This is a genomic window from Microbacterium murale (assembly GCF_014635185.1).
Taxonomy (GTDB): domain Bacteria; phylum Actinomycetota; class Actinomycetes; order Actinomycetales; family Microbacteriaceae; genus Microbacterium; species Microbacterium murale.
In genome coordinates this window covers 239,116-253,889 of sequence record NZ_BMCM01000001.1, presented here as the reverse complement: position 1 = coordinate 253,889, position 14,774 = coordinate 239,116, and the positions used below count along the sequence as shown (strand labels likewise).

The window sequence follows — 14,774 nt, the reverse complement described above, 5'->3', positions numbered from 1 at the left end:
GTTCCTAATGCCGAGCAACATCCTCTTCCTCATGACCGACCAGCACCGCGCGGACACGCTCGGGGCGTACGGCAACGCCCTGGCGGCGACGCCTGTGCTCGATGAGCTGGCGCGCACCGGTACGCGGTTCGATCGCTGGTACACACCGACCGCCATCTGCACGCCGGCGCGGGCGAGCCTGCTCACCGGGCAGGCGCCGTTCCGCCACAGAGTGCTCGCCAACCACGAGCGCAACGTCGGGTATCGCGAAGACCTCGCCGAAGGCACTTTCACCTTCGTCGAGGCGCTCAGAGAGAACGGATACAACACCGGCCTGGTCGGCAAATGGCACGCCGGCACCGAGAAGAACGCCGCGGACTTCGGTTTCGACGGTCCTGATCTTCCCGGCTGGCACAACCCCGTCGAGAACGAGGACTACCTCGGCTTCCTGCGCGAGCGCGACCTTCCGCCCTACCGGATCAGTGACCGCATCCGAGGCACGCTGCCCAATGGCGGGCCGGGCAACCTTCTGGCTGCCCGGCTCCACCAGCCGGTGGAGGCGACTTTCGAGTACTACCTGGCCACGCGGACCATCGAGCTTCTCGAGCAATACGCGGCGGACACGGAGCGTGACGGCAAGCCGTTCTTCCTCGAGTTGAACTTCTTCGGTCCGCATCTGCCGTACATCGTTCCCGATGCGTACTTCGACATGTTCGATCCGGAGCAGATCGAACTTCCGAAGTCGATCGCCGAGACGTTCGAGGGCAAGCCGCCCGTGCAGCGCAACTACAGCGCGCATTGGACCTTCGACACGATGCCTCTCGAGGTGACGCGCAAGCTCATCGCGATCTACTGGGGCTATGTGGCGCTCATCGATGAGCAGATCGGTCGCGTAATGGACGCGCTCGAGCGACTCGGGCTCGTCGACGACACGGCGGTGTTCTTCACGTGCGACCACGGTGAGTTCACCGGATCGCATCGGCTGCATGACAAGGGTCCTGCGATGTATGAGGACATCTACCGCACGCCGGGCATTCTGCGGGTGCCGGGCGGACGTGCTGGCCAGGTGCGCACCGAGTTCGTGAGCCTGCTCGACGCCACGGCGACAATACTCGATCTCGCGGGAATCGACCCTTCGCCGGCGATCGACTCGCGCAGCCTGCTGCCGATGGCGCGGGGCGAGCAGCAGCCGGACTGGGCCCAGGACATCGTGTGCGAGTTCCACGGACATCACTTCCCGTATCCGCAGCGGATGCTTCGAGATGACCATCACAAGCTGGTCGTGAATCCCGATTCCGTGAACGAGCTCTACGATCTGCACGCCGATCCGGATGAGCTTCTCAACGTTTACGACCATCCGGAGATGGTGCCGGTGCGCCAGCGAATGATGAAACGGCTCTACACCGTGCTGCGCGAGCGCGGCGATAACTTCTACCACTGGATGACGACGATGTATGACGTGGGGGAGGTCGATTACGATCCGACCCAGTCGGGCCTCGACGAGACGACGTATCGCGTCAGCGGGGATGAGGCATCGCTCGCATGACACGGCGCCCGAATGTGGTGCTCATCCTCACAGACGACCACGCCGCGCACGCCATCGGCGCATACGGCTCGGTCGTCAACACGACACCGCGGATCGATGAGATCGCGGAGGCTGGTGCGCTCGTGGAGAACTGCTTCGCGACGAACTCGCTGTGCTCTCCGAGCCGGGCGTCGATCCTCACCGGGACCTACAGCCACATCAACGGCGTGACGACTCTGGTGACGCCGATCGACGCGTCGCAGCGGTCGTTCGTGTCGCAGCTGAAGGATGCCGGCTACCGAACCGCGATCGTCGGCAAATGGCACATGGGCGACGGTGAGGGGCATGACCCCGAGGGGTTCGACTACTGGGACGTGCTGATCGAGCAGGGCGAGTACATCGACCCGACCTTCCTCAGTGCTGGCGGTCTGCGCACCGAGAAGGGATACGCGACCGACCTGATCACCGATCTGGCGCTGCGCTGGCTCGAATCGCTCGAGGGAGATGAACCGTGGTGCGTGCTCATCTGGCACAAGGCACCGCATCGCCCGTGGCAGCCGGCCGAGCGGCACGCTGAACGTCATCGCGAGCCAATCCCGGTTCCGCGCACCTGGGGCGACGACTATGCCACACGCACGTCGTCGTCGCGGCGTGCGGCGATGCGCATCGCCGAGAACCTCAACACCGACGACCTGAAGGCGGATCCTCCGGCCGGGCTCTCTTACGAGAACGAGGCGCTGTGGAAGTACCAGCGCTTCATGGAGGATTACCTGCGATGCGTCGACGCGGTCGACGAGAACGTCGGGCGCGTCAGCGACTGGCTTCGGGCGCGCGGCGAGTTCGATGACACCTTGCTGATGTACGCCTCCGATCAGGGGTTCTTCCTCGGCGATCACGGGTGGTTCGACAAGCGTTTCATGTACGAAGAGTCGATTCGTATGCCGTTGGTGATGTCGTACCCGCGGCAGATCCCAGCGGGCATCAGGCATGAGGGCATCGTCACGAACGTGGATTTCGCGCGGACGATTCTGGATGCCGCGGGCGTCGATGTGTCGCCGCAGATGCAGGGCCGCAGCTTCCTGGGCGATCTCGGCGGTGTGGCCGGCTCCGAAGCGCCGGACGGCTTCTACTACCGCTACTGGGAGCACGACGACATCTTCCATCGCGCGCCTGCGCACTACGGCTACCGCACGGCGCGCCACAAGCTCATCTACTTCTACAACGACGGGCTTGGCCTCCCCGGGACAGGGACGTTCACCTATCCCGGGGAGTGGGAGTTGTACGACCTCGATGCGGATCCGGACGAGGTGCGCAACGTCGCATCCGACCCGGCCAACGCAGACGTGTTAAGGCGGATGCGAACGGCGCTGCGCGAAGCGCAGCTGGCTGTCGGCGATGAACCGCATCCCTCGGAGCCCGCTCCGATACGTTAGGTCCATGCCACAGCCCCTCCGCACGTTCGGGCGCATCCTCGCGCGGCACTGGCCGGCGCTGATCGCGTGGTACCTCGGGGGAGAGGCCGTGCACCAGCTGCTGCTGCAGCTCGCCGGCTTCGTCGGCGGGCACACGACACTCGGGGGCTTGCTGCTGCTTCCGCTCGCCGTCGCGGCGAAGCTCATCGCGTACGTCGCGATGTACCTCACCGTGCGGCGGTCGCTGCCGCACGTCGCGGCGCCCGCGACCGAGGGATACCGGGAGTTCGGACGGGTGGTCCTCGTGTCGATCCTGCCGTTCTTCGCTTTCTACTCGGCGTGGGGGATGCTGAACACCGACCTGTACGAGTTCTTCAACATCGCGAGCTCAATAGCGTTCTACGACGCGAACTTCGACGCCGAGCAGCTCGGCGATCGAGGTGGCCTGGTGTCAGTCGGCGTGCTGCCGATCACCGTGCTGGTGATCGCGCTCGCCGCCCGTCTCGCATTCTCGAAGTACAGCGCGCGGCTCCCCTCGTGGACGCTGGCGCTCGCCGCCTACGCCGAGGTGCTGTGGACCTTCATGCTCTTCACCCTCGTCGTCCAGTGGTGGGGAGACACCAGGCAGTGGCTCGACGGGACGACCGGCATGGGCTGGCTGCAGGGCATCGGCGACTGGTTCGCGCTCAACATCGCTCCGATCGCGGCGCTGTGGGAGGGGATGCTGTGGATCTTCGGCGTGTTCGCCGCCGTGCTGCTCGTCCCCGCCGCCTGGCTGGCCGTCGCCGGTGTCATCTACGGCACGACCTTCAGCTCTGCACCGGCGCCGGTCGAGCGAGGCCTCGCCGCACTGCGCGGCACAGCCGCGACGCTGTCACGGACGATGCTCCAGCGCTTCGAGAGCCTGTGGGCGGCAGTCGCCGTCGTCTGGCGAGGCGGGCCGGTCATCTTCGGAGCGGCTGTGCTCGCGTACGCGCTCTGGGCGTTCGCCGAACGACTCGGTACTCAGGCCCTGCTGCGCACGGTGGGAGGCCACGAGACCTGGTTCTGGTCGGCCTTCCTGCCGCTCCTCACCATCGCGGTGGCCGCCGTCGCCGAGCCGCTGCGCGTGGCGATCGTGGCCACGGCGTATGACGCGGTCATCGCGCGCCCGGAGGCAGGGCTCGACTCGAGGGAGACGGTCGGCGGCGCAGACGCCGACGAGTCACTCCTCGACGGTGAATCGGGTCACATCACCGGGTTCGCCGGGAATGTCGAAGTGGAAGGGCCCGACGGCATCGTCAGGGACGAGGAAGACCGCAAGGATCTCGTAGGCGAATGACTCGTCGCGGCACGAGGCCTCGCCCGCGTCGTACGGCACATCGACGACGGAGCGAGCATCCAGCCACGCCCGATCGCCATGCGCTTCGGCCAGGATGAACTCACGACACCAGGTCGCGTCTTCGCCGCCGCCGGCGTTCAGCCGCACGCTGACCGTTCGCATCCCTTCCGGCGCCTCGAACTCATCCCACCGTGCCGAGCGCAGAGACATCGTCTGACCGGCGATCTCGACGCTGTCGCCATCGTCGATGTTCGTGATGGTCTGCGCCTGGGACTGGACCGAGGGGATGACATCCAGCCACACGTGCACACCGACGCTGGCGACCGCGGCCACAGCGAGTGCCGCCACGGCCACGCGCCGGCGCTTCCACCACGTCACGATGCGCTGCCTCACGAGACGGCCAGCGTCGGGGCGGCGAAATCGACGTTCTCAACCCGCGGCAGATCATCGAGCGACAACGGCAGCACGACGACGTCGTCGAGCACCGGGGTGGCGAAAGAGGTGGTCAGGCGCAGCTCGCCGCTGCCCGTCTGCACGTCCGGAGGAAGTTCGAAAGCCAGCATCCCCACCGTGTCGACGCCGACGCGAAGATCGGCATCCGTAATGGAGTCGCCCGGACGCTCGCTCGATCGGAAGACCCGGTCGCCGATCACGAGTGTCGCGAGCTGGATACGGGCATCGACCTCGGTCCGTGGTGCCGACGCTGCGACGGTGACGACGAGCCAGTTGCCGTCGGCATGCCAATCGGCGTCGTCGACCGTCACCCGGTCGGCGAATGACGTGTCGAGCACCGTCGCGGTCAACGTGCGCGAAGTCACCGGATGCTGACCGCCTGCGCCCTGGATCAGGAACGGAGCGCGGTACACCTCGTCGCCCGGGGTGTTGACACTGATGACGCCGGCCGTGAGGGCGAGCGCCGCACCGAGCAGCCAGGGGAGGGCGCGCTTCATCGGCCGTCCTTCGTATCGACGGTGATCCTCGCGGTGAGGTCGCCGCGCCGCCAGTTGATGTGGTCGGCCGAGATGAGGATCTGACCGTGTGACTCGACGGCCTCGTACACGTCGAGTTCGACGATGCCGTCTGCGAAGACGGCATCCGGTGCGGTCCATGCCAGCGTGACCTCGCTCGGCACTCCCGGCTGAAGGAAGACGGGCCCCGCGGAGCCGTCGCCGCGCCATACCCGAGGTCTTTCGGTCGGTGTCATGCCCGTGAGGCTGAGGAGAGGGTTGCTCAGGCCGATGAGGTGCGATTCCACCTTGTCGGCAGCCAGACCGACGCCGATCGGCCGGTCGGTGAGGTTCTCCAGCTGCACTGTGACGATCACCAACGTCTCGCCGGGCTCTGCGCTGAAGGATTCTTCTTCGACCTCGTCGGTGAGCGCAGCGTCGAGCACAGTGACGGCGTAGAGCGGCATCCTCACTTCATCGCCGGCGGTGAGGAGAGTCGGCGTCGCCTCGCTCCTGCCGAGTCCGCCCAAGGCGACGATCGTCACGAGGCCGGCCACTACGGCAGCTCCGGCGATCCACGCGGGTGCGGCTCGCCGGCTGAAGGCGGTGCGAGAAACGCGAACGACGGCGCCGCGTGCTCTGCCGACCGCATCCCCCACTCTGATCACGGAGTCAGCCTATCCAGCCCGGAGGTGACTCGATTAGTTGACATCGCGCTACAGTTGACTTGAAGCAACTATGCGTCTATCGTTGATGTAGATCAACTTTCTGACGCAGGAGCATTCCACTTTGACATCCCACACCTCACCCACCCCGGAGACCAAGCGCTCTGCGCGCGAGGTCTTCACCGCGATCTCCGGCCTCATCGTCGGCATGTTCGTGGCCGTGCTGTCCGGCACCATCGTGTCGACATCCTTGCCGGTCATCATCGCCGACCTCGGCGGCACCCAGTCCCAGTACACCTGGGTCATCACCGCGAGCCTTCTGGCGACCGCGGTCTCCACGCCGATCTGGGGCAAGCTCGCCGACCTCATGGATCGCAAGATCCTCGTCCAGCTCTCTCTCATCCTCTTCACCGCAGGTACGGTGATCGCCGGATTCTCGACCGACACCAACATGCTCATCGCGGTGCGTGTCATCCAGGGCATCGGTGTCGGCGGCCTGATGTCGCTGGTCATGATCGCCGTCGCGCTCATCATCTCGCCGCGTGAACGAGGCAAGTACATGGGCGTCGTCGGCGGCATCATGGCGCTCGGCACCATCGGCGGCCCGCTTCTGGGTGGCCTCATCACCGACACGCTGGGGTGGCGCGCGAACTTCTTCGTCGGTGTTCCCTTCGCGATCGTGGCACTCATCCTCCTGCAGTTCACGCTGCACCTGCCCAAGCCCCAGCGCGGCACCAAGGTGTCGATCGACTACTTCGGCATCGTCCTGCTCGCCGTCGGCGTCTCGAGCCTGCTGATCTGGGTGTCGATGGGCGGCAGCCAGTTCGAGTGGGACTCGTCGACCAGCGTGATGCTCGCGGTCTTCTCCGGTGTCGCCATCCTCGGGTTCATCGCGGTCGAGTTCTTCGTGAAGGAACCGATCGTCCCGATGTCGCTGTTCCGCAACCGCACGTTCACGCTGTCGGTCATCGCCTCGATCGCGATCGGCGTCTCGATGTTCGCCACGTCGGTCTTCCTGGCGCAGTACTTCCAGCTCGCGCGCGGCGCCACGCCGACCGAGTCCGGCCTCATGACGATCCCGATGATCATCGGTCAGATGGGCGCCTCGATCATCATCGGCCAGTTGGTGAGCCGGTTCGGCAAGTGGAAGGGCTGGATGATCACGGGCTCCGTGCTCGCGACCGTCGGCGTCAGCCTCATGGCCACCCTGCGCTATGACACGCCGTTCCCGCTCGTCGCGGTCTACATGTTCGTGCTCGGCGCAGGCCTCGGCATGGTCATGCAGAACCTCACGCTGATCGTGCAGAACGACACGCCTCCCACGCAGCTGGGCGCCGCATCCTCGAACGTCAACTTCTTCCGTACGATCGCCGGCACCATCGGTGTCACGATCATGGGCTCCGTGCTGTCGACGAGTGTCGGCACGTACATCGCGAGCGGGCTGAAGGGCTTCACGCCCACGACTCCCGACGAGATCGACGCTCTGAAGCACCTCGCATCCGGCGATGTCCCGAACATGTCCGAGATGCCAGAGACGATCCGCACCATCGTCGAATCCGCCTACGGTCAAGGCATCGCAGAGGCTTTCATCATCGCGATCCCGCTCGCCGTGCTGTCGATCATCGCGATCGCCTTCATCAGGAACAAGCCGCTGTCGACGAAGAACGCCGCCGAACAGCTGCGCGATCAGGCAGAGGAATCCGCGATCGAGTTCGCCGAGGCCGAGGTGGGAGCGACGACGTCGACCGGCACCATCCGCATCAGCACCGCTGAGTCCTCATCTCCGACCACGGGTTCGGTGACCGTGCTCGAGCGCGAAGATCGTGAGAACGGGCGCTGACATGACCGCCGCCGACACTGCGGTGCCGACCGACATCGATGAAGCCCTCGCGGAGTTCCAGGGACATCTGAACCTGATCTTCGCGAGGGCGAGGTCGCTCTGGAAGGAAGCCGCTGCACGGATCCACCCCGAGCTGCAGCCATCCGGCTACAAGCTGCTGACGTTCATCGCCAGGGCGGGCAACGCGAACGCGCATCAGCTCGCCGATCGCTTCGAGATGGACAAGTCGGTCGTCAGCCGTCAGGTGCGGATGCTGGAGGATCTCGATCTTCTCGAATCGCGCCCGGACGACAACGACGGACGCCAGCGTGTGCTCACGGCGACGCCGGCTGCGTGCGAGATCCTCGCCGATCTGAGAGGCGACCACGCCGAGCGGCTGCGCGAGATCCTCGCCGAGCTGACGCCCGACGAGCTTCACGCCGCATCGAAGGTGTTCCGCCTTCTCGCCGAGGTCTGATGTCCGAGCAGGAGAAGCCCCGTCGCAGCCATCGCCCCCGAGGCGTGCTGCGGCGGGGCTTCGCCGTACACTGGCGATCATGAGTGCGTCGTCTCCCGAACCCGTGGCTCCCGGCGCCGCAGCATCCGATCCTGAGACCGGCGACGGGGTGCTCGAAGGCAGCGAACTCGACCAGGCGGTCAGCAGGGTCGAACATGAGTTGGGCCGGCTCTTCGCGCGCATCCGCGTGAGCTGGCGCGAGGCGGCTGTCACCGTGCATCCCGACCTGCAGCCGCTCGGCTACCAGGTGCTGACCTCGATCGCGAGCGGCAAGGCGACGTCTGCCAGCGCGATCATCGAGAGGCTGCAGACCGACAAGTCGGCCGTGAGCCGCCAGGTGCGTCAACTGGAAGAACTCGGTCTGGTCGAGAGCGTCCCCGATCCCGAAGACCGGCGTGCACGCCTGTTGGTCGCGACAGATCTCGCGCAGGAGCGCATCGCGATCGCGCGTGCTCGCTATGAGGGACGCATCGGCGAGCGGCTGCGCACCTGGTCGCCGGCCGACCTCGACCACTTCGTGGAGCTGCTCGGCGCGCTCGGGCGGTGATCCGGCGGGTCAGGTGTGCGGCTGATCAGCGGGTTCGCTGGGTTGCGCGACCGGTCGCCTGATGCCGATCCACGAGATCACTCCGCCGAGCGCCATGAGCGTCGCGGTGACCCATGCCGCGTTGTGGAATCCGTCGAGGTCGAGCGTGCCGCCGACGATCGTCGACAGCATGGCGACGACGATGAGACCGGCGACGCGGGAGATCGCGTTGTTGACGGCGGATGCGATGCCCGAACGGCTTTCGTCGATGGCGCCGAGGACGGCAGAGGTGAGCGGTGCGACAGTGAGTGACAGTCCGAGTCCGAGGAGGATCATCGACGGGAGCACCTGCCACCAGTAGCTGAACTCCAGCGAGACGGTGAGAAGGAGCAGCGCGCCGGCGGCCATCAGCAAGGGCCCGACCGTCATGAACAGCCGCGGCCCGAGCTTGCCAGCCCACGCGCCCGCCTGCGAGCTGAGCAGGATCATCAGGATCGTGATCGGCAGGCTCGCCAGGCCCGCCGCGGTCGCGGGAAGTCCCGCACCCTCCTGCAGGTAGACGCCGATGACGAATCCGTTCAAGGAGAGCGCGGCGTAGATGAACAGGGTGGCGAGGTTGCCCCATGCGAAGTTGCGGGCGTTGAAGAGCGAGAGCGGCATCAGCGGTGCGGGCGAGCTGGGCTGGCGCAGCAGGAAGACGATGAACAGTGCGACGCCGACGAGACCCGGGATCCAGATCGCGGGTGAGCCCCAACCGAGGTTCGGCTGCTCGATGAGGGCGAACACCACCGCGCCGAGACCGACCGCGCACAGCATCCCGCTCCACCAGTCCACGCGCGCGCCACGCGGCTGATCGGGCAGGTGCAGGCGAGCGAGCAGGATGAGCGTGATGCCGATCGGGATGACGTTTATGAGGAAGACGAACCGCCACGACAGCAGGTCGACGAACAGTCCGCCCAGGAGCGGACCGGCGATCTGAGCACCAGTGGTGAAGGCCGTCCACACGCCGATGGCCCGTGATTGCAGCTCGCCGCGCATGGTCGCCATGATGAGGGCGAGTGAACTCGGCACGAGCAGGGCGCCTGCGGCACCCTGGAGGGCACGGGCGATGATGAGCGTGAGCGGCTCCGGCGCCGCTGCCACTGCGACGGATGCGATGCCGAACGCGATGAGGCCGATGCGCATGATGCGCACGCGGCCGTACGCGTCGGACAGGGATCCGGCCAGCAGGATGAGAGCACTGAGCGTGATGAGATAGGCGTCGACCACCCACTGCTGGGTCGTGATGCCGCCGCCGAGTTCGTCCCTGATCGCGGGCAGCGCGACGGTGACGACCGTTCCGTCGAGGAACGTCACGAACGATGCGAGGACGGCGATGCTGATGACGAGCCGCTGGAGCGAGGAGAATGCCGGCACGGTGATGAGACTACGCCCTGGTGGCCGGGGCGGGACGCGACCGCGCAAGATCGCCATCGACGCCCGCGCGCAACGGCATTACGCTGGCGTCAGGCGGGTCTCCTGCCCGCTTCTCGAAGGCGAAAGCCCTGACGAAAGCGGTGTGCGATGGATTCGATGATGATGGGTGCCATGTCGGCGGATGTGAAGGCGATGCCGGGCATGGAAGCGATGGACATGGCGGTCATGCAGGCGTGCATGGATGCGTGCGCGGCCTGTGAGCAGGCGTGCACGGTCTGTTCCATGCAGATGATGGACTGCGCGCCGGCATGCATGAACTGCGCAGATATGTGCAACACCATGATGCGTTCGATGATGCGGATGCAGGGCATGACGCCCGCAGTCATGATGGCGATGCTCGACGCCTGCATCGCGATGTGTCAGATGTGCATGGAAGAGTGCATGGAGCACGCCGCTCACAGCGAGGTCTGCAAGATGTGCGCACAGTCCTGCAAGGCATGCATGGACGCCTGCATGGACATGAAGAACATGATGATGGCGACCGCCTGAGCGCAGTCCTGCCGCTCAGACCGCGGCGACGTTGAACTGCACGCGACCGACGGCGAGCACGTTGTATCGCGAGTGCAGAGCCACCGGCGTGCCCTCCGGCGCCTCGAGCGCGGCACCGGACGCATTCCAGAGCGAGTGCTGATCGCCGTCGAGACTGCGCACACGCAGCTCGCCGGTGACGGCATCCGCCTGCTCGACGATCCCGTCGACCCAGTCGCTCGGCGTCGCCGACGCGAGGCGCGCCTGAATCAGATGCAGGGCGTGTCCTGGTGCGAACGAGGAGCAGACGTCGCCGTGGTCGCACATGCACGCCGCACGCTCCGTCACCTCGAGGGGTGAAAGGCGGTGCAGCGGGGTGGACACGATGATCTCCTCGGTCGGCGGATGTCTTCTTCCATACGGTAGGTCGCCGTCGTGCATCGGCCAACAAGAGCCGACACACACCGCAACATTCGCTCGCCGTCGGCGATCTCCCCGCTCGGACGAACGCGGCGGGTAGAACTGCGCCTCCCGCAGAAGGCGTTGGACATGTGCGAGACCGCTACTTCGGGCTGCATGAATATGGCGAAGCGACCATATGCGCCGGATGCGGTCGATGCCACGATCGCTGAGGAGCGATCTTCACCGGTGACGGTCGCGGGATGGAGCGAGATGAGCACGGTAGAGACGCCCGCGGACGAACACGTGGCGCCCCCGTCGCAGATTCGGACGATCGTCGCCTCGAGCGTCGTGGGTACGACGGTGGAGTGGTTCGATTTCTTCGCTTACTCGACCGCGGCCGCGCTGATCCTGAATGCGCTGTTCTTCCCTGACTTCGATCCGCTGGTCGGCACGATCCTCGCGTTCGGCGGCATCGCCGTCGGCTACTTCGGTCGCCCACTCGGGTCGATCGTCTTCGGCCACTTCGGGGATCGGATCGGCCGCAAGAAGGTGCTGGTCGTCTCCCTCGTCACCATGGGAGCGGCGACGTTCGTCATCGGCCTGCTGCCGACGTACGAGACGATCGGCGTTGCGGCGCCGGTGATCCTCATGCTCCTCCGGTTCATCCAGGGCTTCGCCCTCGGCGGCGAATGGGGTGGAGCAGTGCTTCTGGTCGTCGAGCACGCGAAACCCGGGCGTCGAGCATTCCTGGGCAGCTTCCCGCAGGTCGGACTCGCACTCGGCCTGACGCTCTCGACCCTCATCTTCCTGCCGCTCGTCGCACTCCCCGGCGATGCCTTCCAGGCCTGGGGCTGGCGCATCCCCTTCCTCGTCAGCGCTGTCCTCGTGCTGATCGGGCTGTTCATCCGACTGCGCATCGCGGAGACGCCGGAGTTCGAGGCGATGCGCCGCGCAGGTCAAGAGGCGCGCGTTCCGCTCTGGGACACCCTCAAGACGCACACCGCTCAGGTGCTGCTCGCCGCGTTGAGCTTCGCCGTCATCGGGGCCGTGTTCTACATGCTGTTCACGTTCAGCCTCACGTACGGCACCGAGTTCATCGGCCACGGACGTTCGGACATGCTGGTCATCGCCACAGTCTGCTCGGTGCTCGCGCTGGCGGGGCTTCCCCTCGCCGGCTGGCTCGCAGACCGGTTCGGCGTGTGGCGTGTCTTCGCCATCGGGACGGTCCTGTCGATCGTGGTGGCCTTCCCGGCGTTCTGGCTCATCGACACCGGCAGCCTTGTCGCCGCATACGTGGCCTACATCGCGACGACTGTCGGCTTCTGCGCGACCTATGGAACGCTGGGCGTCCTCTACGCCCAGGCCTTCGAGGTGCGAATCCGTTACACCGGCATGTCCCTCGCGCTCGGGATCGGCACGATCGTCGGTTCCGCGTTCGTCCCCGTCATCTATCTCGAGCTCCTCGCATCGACTGGCGGATCGTGGTCGATCGCCGTGTACATCGTCGTGGCGGGACTCATCACGCTCGCGGCATCCACCCTGCTGCACCGGCTGCAGCGCCGTTCCGAGCGTTCGGCCGGCATCGAGACCACCACCGCTGAATCCACCACCGCCGAATCCGCCGCCGCCGAGATCGAGGAGAACGCACGATGATCACCGATGAGATCCGCGACACCCTGGCCGCTCTGGGGAACTTCGACGCGACTCCAGGCTCCCTCGCCGGCGTCGTCGTGGTCGATGTGACCCGCGTCGTCGCAGGGCCGTACTGCTCCATGATCCTCGCGGATCTCGGCGCGACAGTGATCAAGGTGGAGCATCCGGATGACCCGGACTACACCCGCACGTTCCCGCCGATGCTCGACCGCGAGGGCGATGAGCCGATGAGCGGCTTCTTCGCACAGTACAACCGCAACAAGCTCGGGTTCACCGCGAACCTCAAACACCCGGAGGGCGCTGCGCTCCTGGAGCGGCTCGTCGCCAGTGCGGACGTGCTGGTGGAGAACTTCCGTCCGGGCACCATGGACAAGCTCGGCATCGGCTACTCGCGACTGCGGGAGGTCAACCCGCGACTGGTCTACGCCGCACTCAGCGGGTACGGACAGTCCGGGCCGTACCGCAAGCGGCCTGCGTACGACAACAGCGCGCAGGCCACCGGAGGGCTGTGGTCGATGAACGGCGCGGCCGACGGCCCGCCGACGCGGGTGGGGACGATCATCGGCGACCTTGCGGCGAGCCTGTACGGCGTCATCGGCGTTCTCGCCGCGCTGCGTCACGCCGAGTCGACCGGGAAGGGACAGCTCGTCGACATCTCGCAGCAGGATTCCGTGCTGACTCTCACCGAGAACGCGGTCGTCGCGTACACGACGGAGGGAACGATCCCGAAGCCGCTCGGCAACGCGCACCCCTTCGTCCGCCCGTACGAGCTGTTCCCCTGCAAGGACGGTTTCGTCTTCTTCGGCGGCTACACCGACAAGTTCTGGAAGATCTCCTGCGAGATCTTCGGCGACGCCGAGGACCATGCGGGCAACCCCGACCTGCATGCGATGGCAGACCGCTTCGACGCGGTCGTCTACCGCGAACGGGTCAAGCCGATGGTGGAGCGATGGTTCCAGGGCCGCACCAAGAAGGAACTCGAGGAACTCGCCGGAGACCTGGTGCCGCTCAGCGCGGTGAAGGACATCGGCGAGGTCGTCGAGGATCCGCAGATCGCGGCCCGCGACATGGTCGTGGAGACCACGTATCCGGGATACGGATCATTGCGGACGTTCGGGTCACCGGTCAAGCTCGATGTCACTCCTGCGCGCACCAGCGGCAGGGCTCCGGACAAGGGCGCCCACACCGCCGAGATCCTGCGTGATCTGCTCGGCTTCGAGAGCGACGAGATCGATGCGCTGCGCGACGCGGGGACGATCTGATGGGGCGGGTTCGGCTGGATCGTTCCGGCGCGACTGCGGTGATCACGATCGACCGCCCGGACAAGCTCAATTCGCTCACTCTCGCCATGTACGAGCAGCTGGGAGAGGCATTCGCCGAGGTTAGGGACGATCCTCGCATCGGCGTGGCGATCCTCACCGGCGCAGGGCCCCGTGCGTTCTGCGTCGGCGCCGATCTCGGCGAGTCGATCCCGGCTCTCACAGAGGGACGCTTCGACATCAGCGAATGGGATGCTGCGCATCAGAAGCACACGCAGCTGGACAAACCGGTCATCGCCGCGGTGAACGGACTGTGCCTGGGCGGCGGCTTCGAGATCCTGCTGTCGACCGACATTCGGCTCGCCACGGAGGAGGCGAGCTTCGCGTTTCCCGAGACCGGTGTCGGGGTGGTGCCGGCGGGCGGAACGCTCGCCCGGCTCGTCCGACAGATCCCCTACGCGTTCGCAATGGATCTCATGCTCCGGGGCGACCGGATCGACGCGGAGACCGCCCTGCGCTACGGCATCCTGAATCGCATCGTGCCGGCGGCTGACCTGCTGGATGCCGCGCACGGGATCGCGGACGAGTTGCTGTCGAAGAGCCGCACCGCCGTCGCCACGATCAAGAGCGCCGTGCGCGCTCTCTCCGACCTGCCGCTCGAGGATGCGTTCCGCCTCGAGGCGCAGCTCGGACAGGCAGCCTTCACCAGCGATGATGCGCGGGAGGGGTTGGCGGCTTTCGGCGAGCGCCGGGCACCGGTATTCCCCTCTCACAAGCTCATAGACTGAGCGGATCGCGCGTTCGA

15 protein-coding genes are annotated in these 14,774 nt (G+C 66.2%); 10 read left to right on the top strand and 5 right to left on the bottom strand.

The window, feature by feature from the left end; translation table 11 throughout:
- Positions 1-7 precede the first annotated feature (7 nt).
- Genes IEV67_RS01175 through IEV67_RS01165 form a run of 3 tightly spaced genes read left to right on the top strand, consistent with a single transcriptional unit; the run spans position 8 to position 4,237 of the window.
- On the top strand, positions 8-1,525 hold the full coding sequence (locus tag IEV67_RS01175; RefSeq protein WP_188434703.1) for a sulfatase family protein: 1,518 nt from the start codon (positions 8-10) through the stop codon (positions 1,523-1,525).
- Positions 1,522-2,937, top strand: coding sequence for a sulfatase family protein (locus IEV67_RS01170; protein WP_188434702.1), 1,416 nt, complete (start codon positions 1,522-1,524; stop codon positions 2,935-2,937). Before IEV67_RS01175 ends, IEV67_RS01170 begins: the two co-directional genes overlap by 4 nt.
- A gap of 4 nt (positions 2,938-2,941) precedes the next feature.
- Positions 2,942-4,237 carry a hypothetical protein gene (locus IEV67_RS01165; protein ID WP_188434701.1) on the top strand — a complete coding sequence of 432 codons (1,296 nt, stop codon included), beginning with the start codon at positions 2,942-2,944 and terminating at the stop codon, positions 4,235-4,237.
- Here IEV67_RS01165 and IEV67_RS01160 read toward each other — a convergent pair.
- From IEV67_RS01160 to IEV67_RS01150, 3 genes are read right to left on the bottom strand one after another with little or no spacing between them, the layout of a single operon-like run.
- Complete coding sequence (locus IEV67_RS01160) at positions 4,121-4,630, bottom strand: hypothetical protein (RefSeq protein WP_188434700.1); 510 nt, start codon at positions 4,628-4,630, stop codon at positions 4,121-4,123. The two genes, IEV67_RS01165 and IEV67_RS01160, sit on opposite strands and share 117 nt — an antisense overlap.
- On the bottom strand, positions 4,627-5,187 hold the full coding sequence (locus IEV67_RS01155; RefSeq protein ID WP_188434699.1) for a hypothetical protein: 561 nt from the start codon (positions 5,185-5,187) through the stop codon (positions 4,627-4,629). Before IEV67_RS01155 ends, IEV67_RS01160 begins: the two co-directional genes overlap by 4 nt.
- Entirely contained in the window at positions 5,184-5,852 is a 669-nt protein-coding gene (locus IEV67_RS01150; protein WP_188434698.1) for a hypothetical protein, read from the bottom strand. Before IEV67_RS01150 ends, IEV67_RS01155 begins: the two co-directional genes overlap by 4 nt.
- 121 nt (positions 5,853-5,973) lie before the next feature.
- Here IEV67_RS01150 and IEV67_RS01145 point away from each other — a divergent pair, with 121 nt between their 5' ends.
- From IEV67_RS01145 to IEV67_RS01135, 3 genes are all read left to right on the top strand, one after another.
- On the top strand, positions 5,974-7,689 hold the full coding sequence (locus tag IEV67_RS01145; RefSeq protein ID WP_229702606.1) for an MFS transporter: 1,716 nt from the start codon (positions 5,974-5,976) through the stop codon (positions 7,687-7,689).
- 1 nt (position 7,690) lies between these two features.
- Entirely contained in the window at positions 7,691-8,146 is a 456-nt protein-coding gene (locus tag IEV67_RS01140; RefSeq protein WP_188434697.1) for a MarR family winged helix-turn-helix transcriptional regulator, read from the top strand.
- Positions 8,147-8,225: 79 nt separating this feature from the next.
- On the top strand, positions 8,226-8,732 hold the full coding sequence (locus IEV67_RS01135) for a MarR family winged helix-turn-helix transcriptional regulator (RefSeq protein WP_188434696.1): 507 nt from the start codon (positions 8,226-8,228) through the stop codon (positions 8,730-8,732).
- Between the two features lie 9 nt (positions 8,733-8,741).
- Here IEV67_RS01135 and IEV67_RS01130 read toward each other — a convergent pair whose 3' ends face one another.
- Positions 8,742-10,127, bottom strand: a complete 1,386-nt coding sequence (locus IEV67_RS01130) for an MFS transporter (protein ID WP_229702604.1) — start codon at positions 10,125-10,127, stop codon at positions 8,742-8,744.
- A 147-nt stretch (positions 10,128-10,274) separates the two neighbouring features.
- Between IEV67_RS01130 and IEV67_RS01125 the strand changes: the two genes are divergently transcribed.
- Entirely contained in the window at positions 10,275-10,676 is a 402-nt protein-coding gene (locus IEV67_RS01125; RefSeq protein ID WP_188434694.1) for a four-helix bundle copper-binding protein, read from the top strand.
- A 15-nt stretch (positions 10,677-10,691) separates the two neighbouring features.
- On the opposite strand, the gene IEV67_RS01120 is transcribed toward IEV67_RS01125, so the two are convergent.
- A complete protein-coding gene (locus IEV67_RS01120; protein WP_188434693.1) occupies positions 10,692-11,039 on the bottom strand; it encodes a hypothetical protein in 348 nt (115 codons plus the stop codon).
- A gap of 198 nt (positions 11,040-11,237) precedes the next feature.
- On the opposite strand from IEV67_RS01120, the gene IEV67_RS01115 reads away from it, so the two are divergent.
- Genes IEV67_RS01115 through IEV67_RS01105 form a run of 3 tightly spaced genes read left to right on the top strand, consistent with a single transcriptional unit; the run spans position 11,238 to position 14,757 of the window.
- Positions 11,238-12,710, top strand: coding sequence for an MFS transporter (locus tag IEV67_RS01115; protein ID WP_188434692.1), 1,473 nt, complete (start codon positions 11,238-11,240; stop codon positions 12,708-12,710).
- Positions 12,707-13,972, top strand: a complete 1,266-nt coding sequence (locus IEV67_RS01110; protein ID WP_188434691.1) for a CaiB/BaiF CoA transferase family protein — start codon at positions 12,707-12,709, stop codon at positions 13,970-13,972. The genes IEV67_RS01115 and IEV67_RS01110 overlap by 4 nt, the downstream gene beginning before the upstream one ends.
- The gene (locus IEV67_RS01105) at positions 13,972-14,757 is read left to right on the top strand and encodes an enoyl-CoA hydratase/isomerase family protein (protein ID WP_188434690.1); all 786 of its coding nucleotides are present in this window, start codon (positions 13,972-13,974) and stop codon (positions 14,755-14,757) included. The genes IEV67_RS01110 and IEV67_RS01105 overlap by 1 nt, the downstream gene beginning before the upstream one ends.
- The last annotated feature ends 17 nt before the right edge of the window (positions 14,758-14,774 follow it).

Bases quoted from the DNA above. Each gene is read 5' to 3' on its own strand.
- IEV67_RS01175 (WP_188434703.1), top strand. From the start codon at position 8: ATGCCGAGCAACATCCTCTTCCTCATGACCGACCAGCACCGCGCGGAC.
- IEV67_RS01170 (WP_188434702.1), top strand. From the start codon at position 1,522: ATGACACGGCGCCCGAATGTGGTGCTCATCCTCACAGACGACCACGCC.
- IEV67_RS01165 (WP_188434701.1), top strand. From the start codon at position 2,942: ATGCCACAGCCCCTCCGCACGTTCGGGCGCATCCTCGCGCGGCACTGG.
- IEV67_RS01155 (WP_188434699.1), bottom strand. From the start codon at position 5,187: ATGAAGCGCGCCCTCCCCTGGCTGCTCGGTGCGGCGCTCGCCCTCACG.
- IEV67_RS01140 (WP_188434697.1), top strand. From the start codon at position 7,691: ATGACCGCCGCCGACACTGCGGTGCCGACCGACATCGATGAAGCCCTC.
- IEV67_RS01135 (WP_188434696.1), top strand. From the start codon at position 8,226: ATGAGTGCGTCGTCTCCCGAACCCGTGGCTCCCGGCGCCGCAGCATCC.
- IEV67_RS01125 (WP_188434694.1), top strand. From the start codon at position 10,275: ATGGATTCGATGATGATGGGTGCCATGTCGGCGGATGTGAAGGCGATG.
- IEV67_RS01115 (WP_188434692.1), top strand. From the start codon at position 11,238: ATGGCGAAGCGACCATATGCGCCGGATGCGGTCGATGCCACGATCGCT.
- IEV67_RS01110 (WP_188434691.1), top strand. From the start codon at position 12,707: ATGATCACCGATGAGATCCGCGACACCCTGGCCGCTCTGGGGAACTTC.
- IEV67_RS01105 (WP_188434690.1), top strand. From the start codon at position 13,972: ATGGGGCGGGTTCGGCTGGATCGTTCCGGCGCGACTGCGGTGATCACG.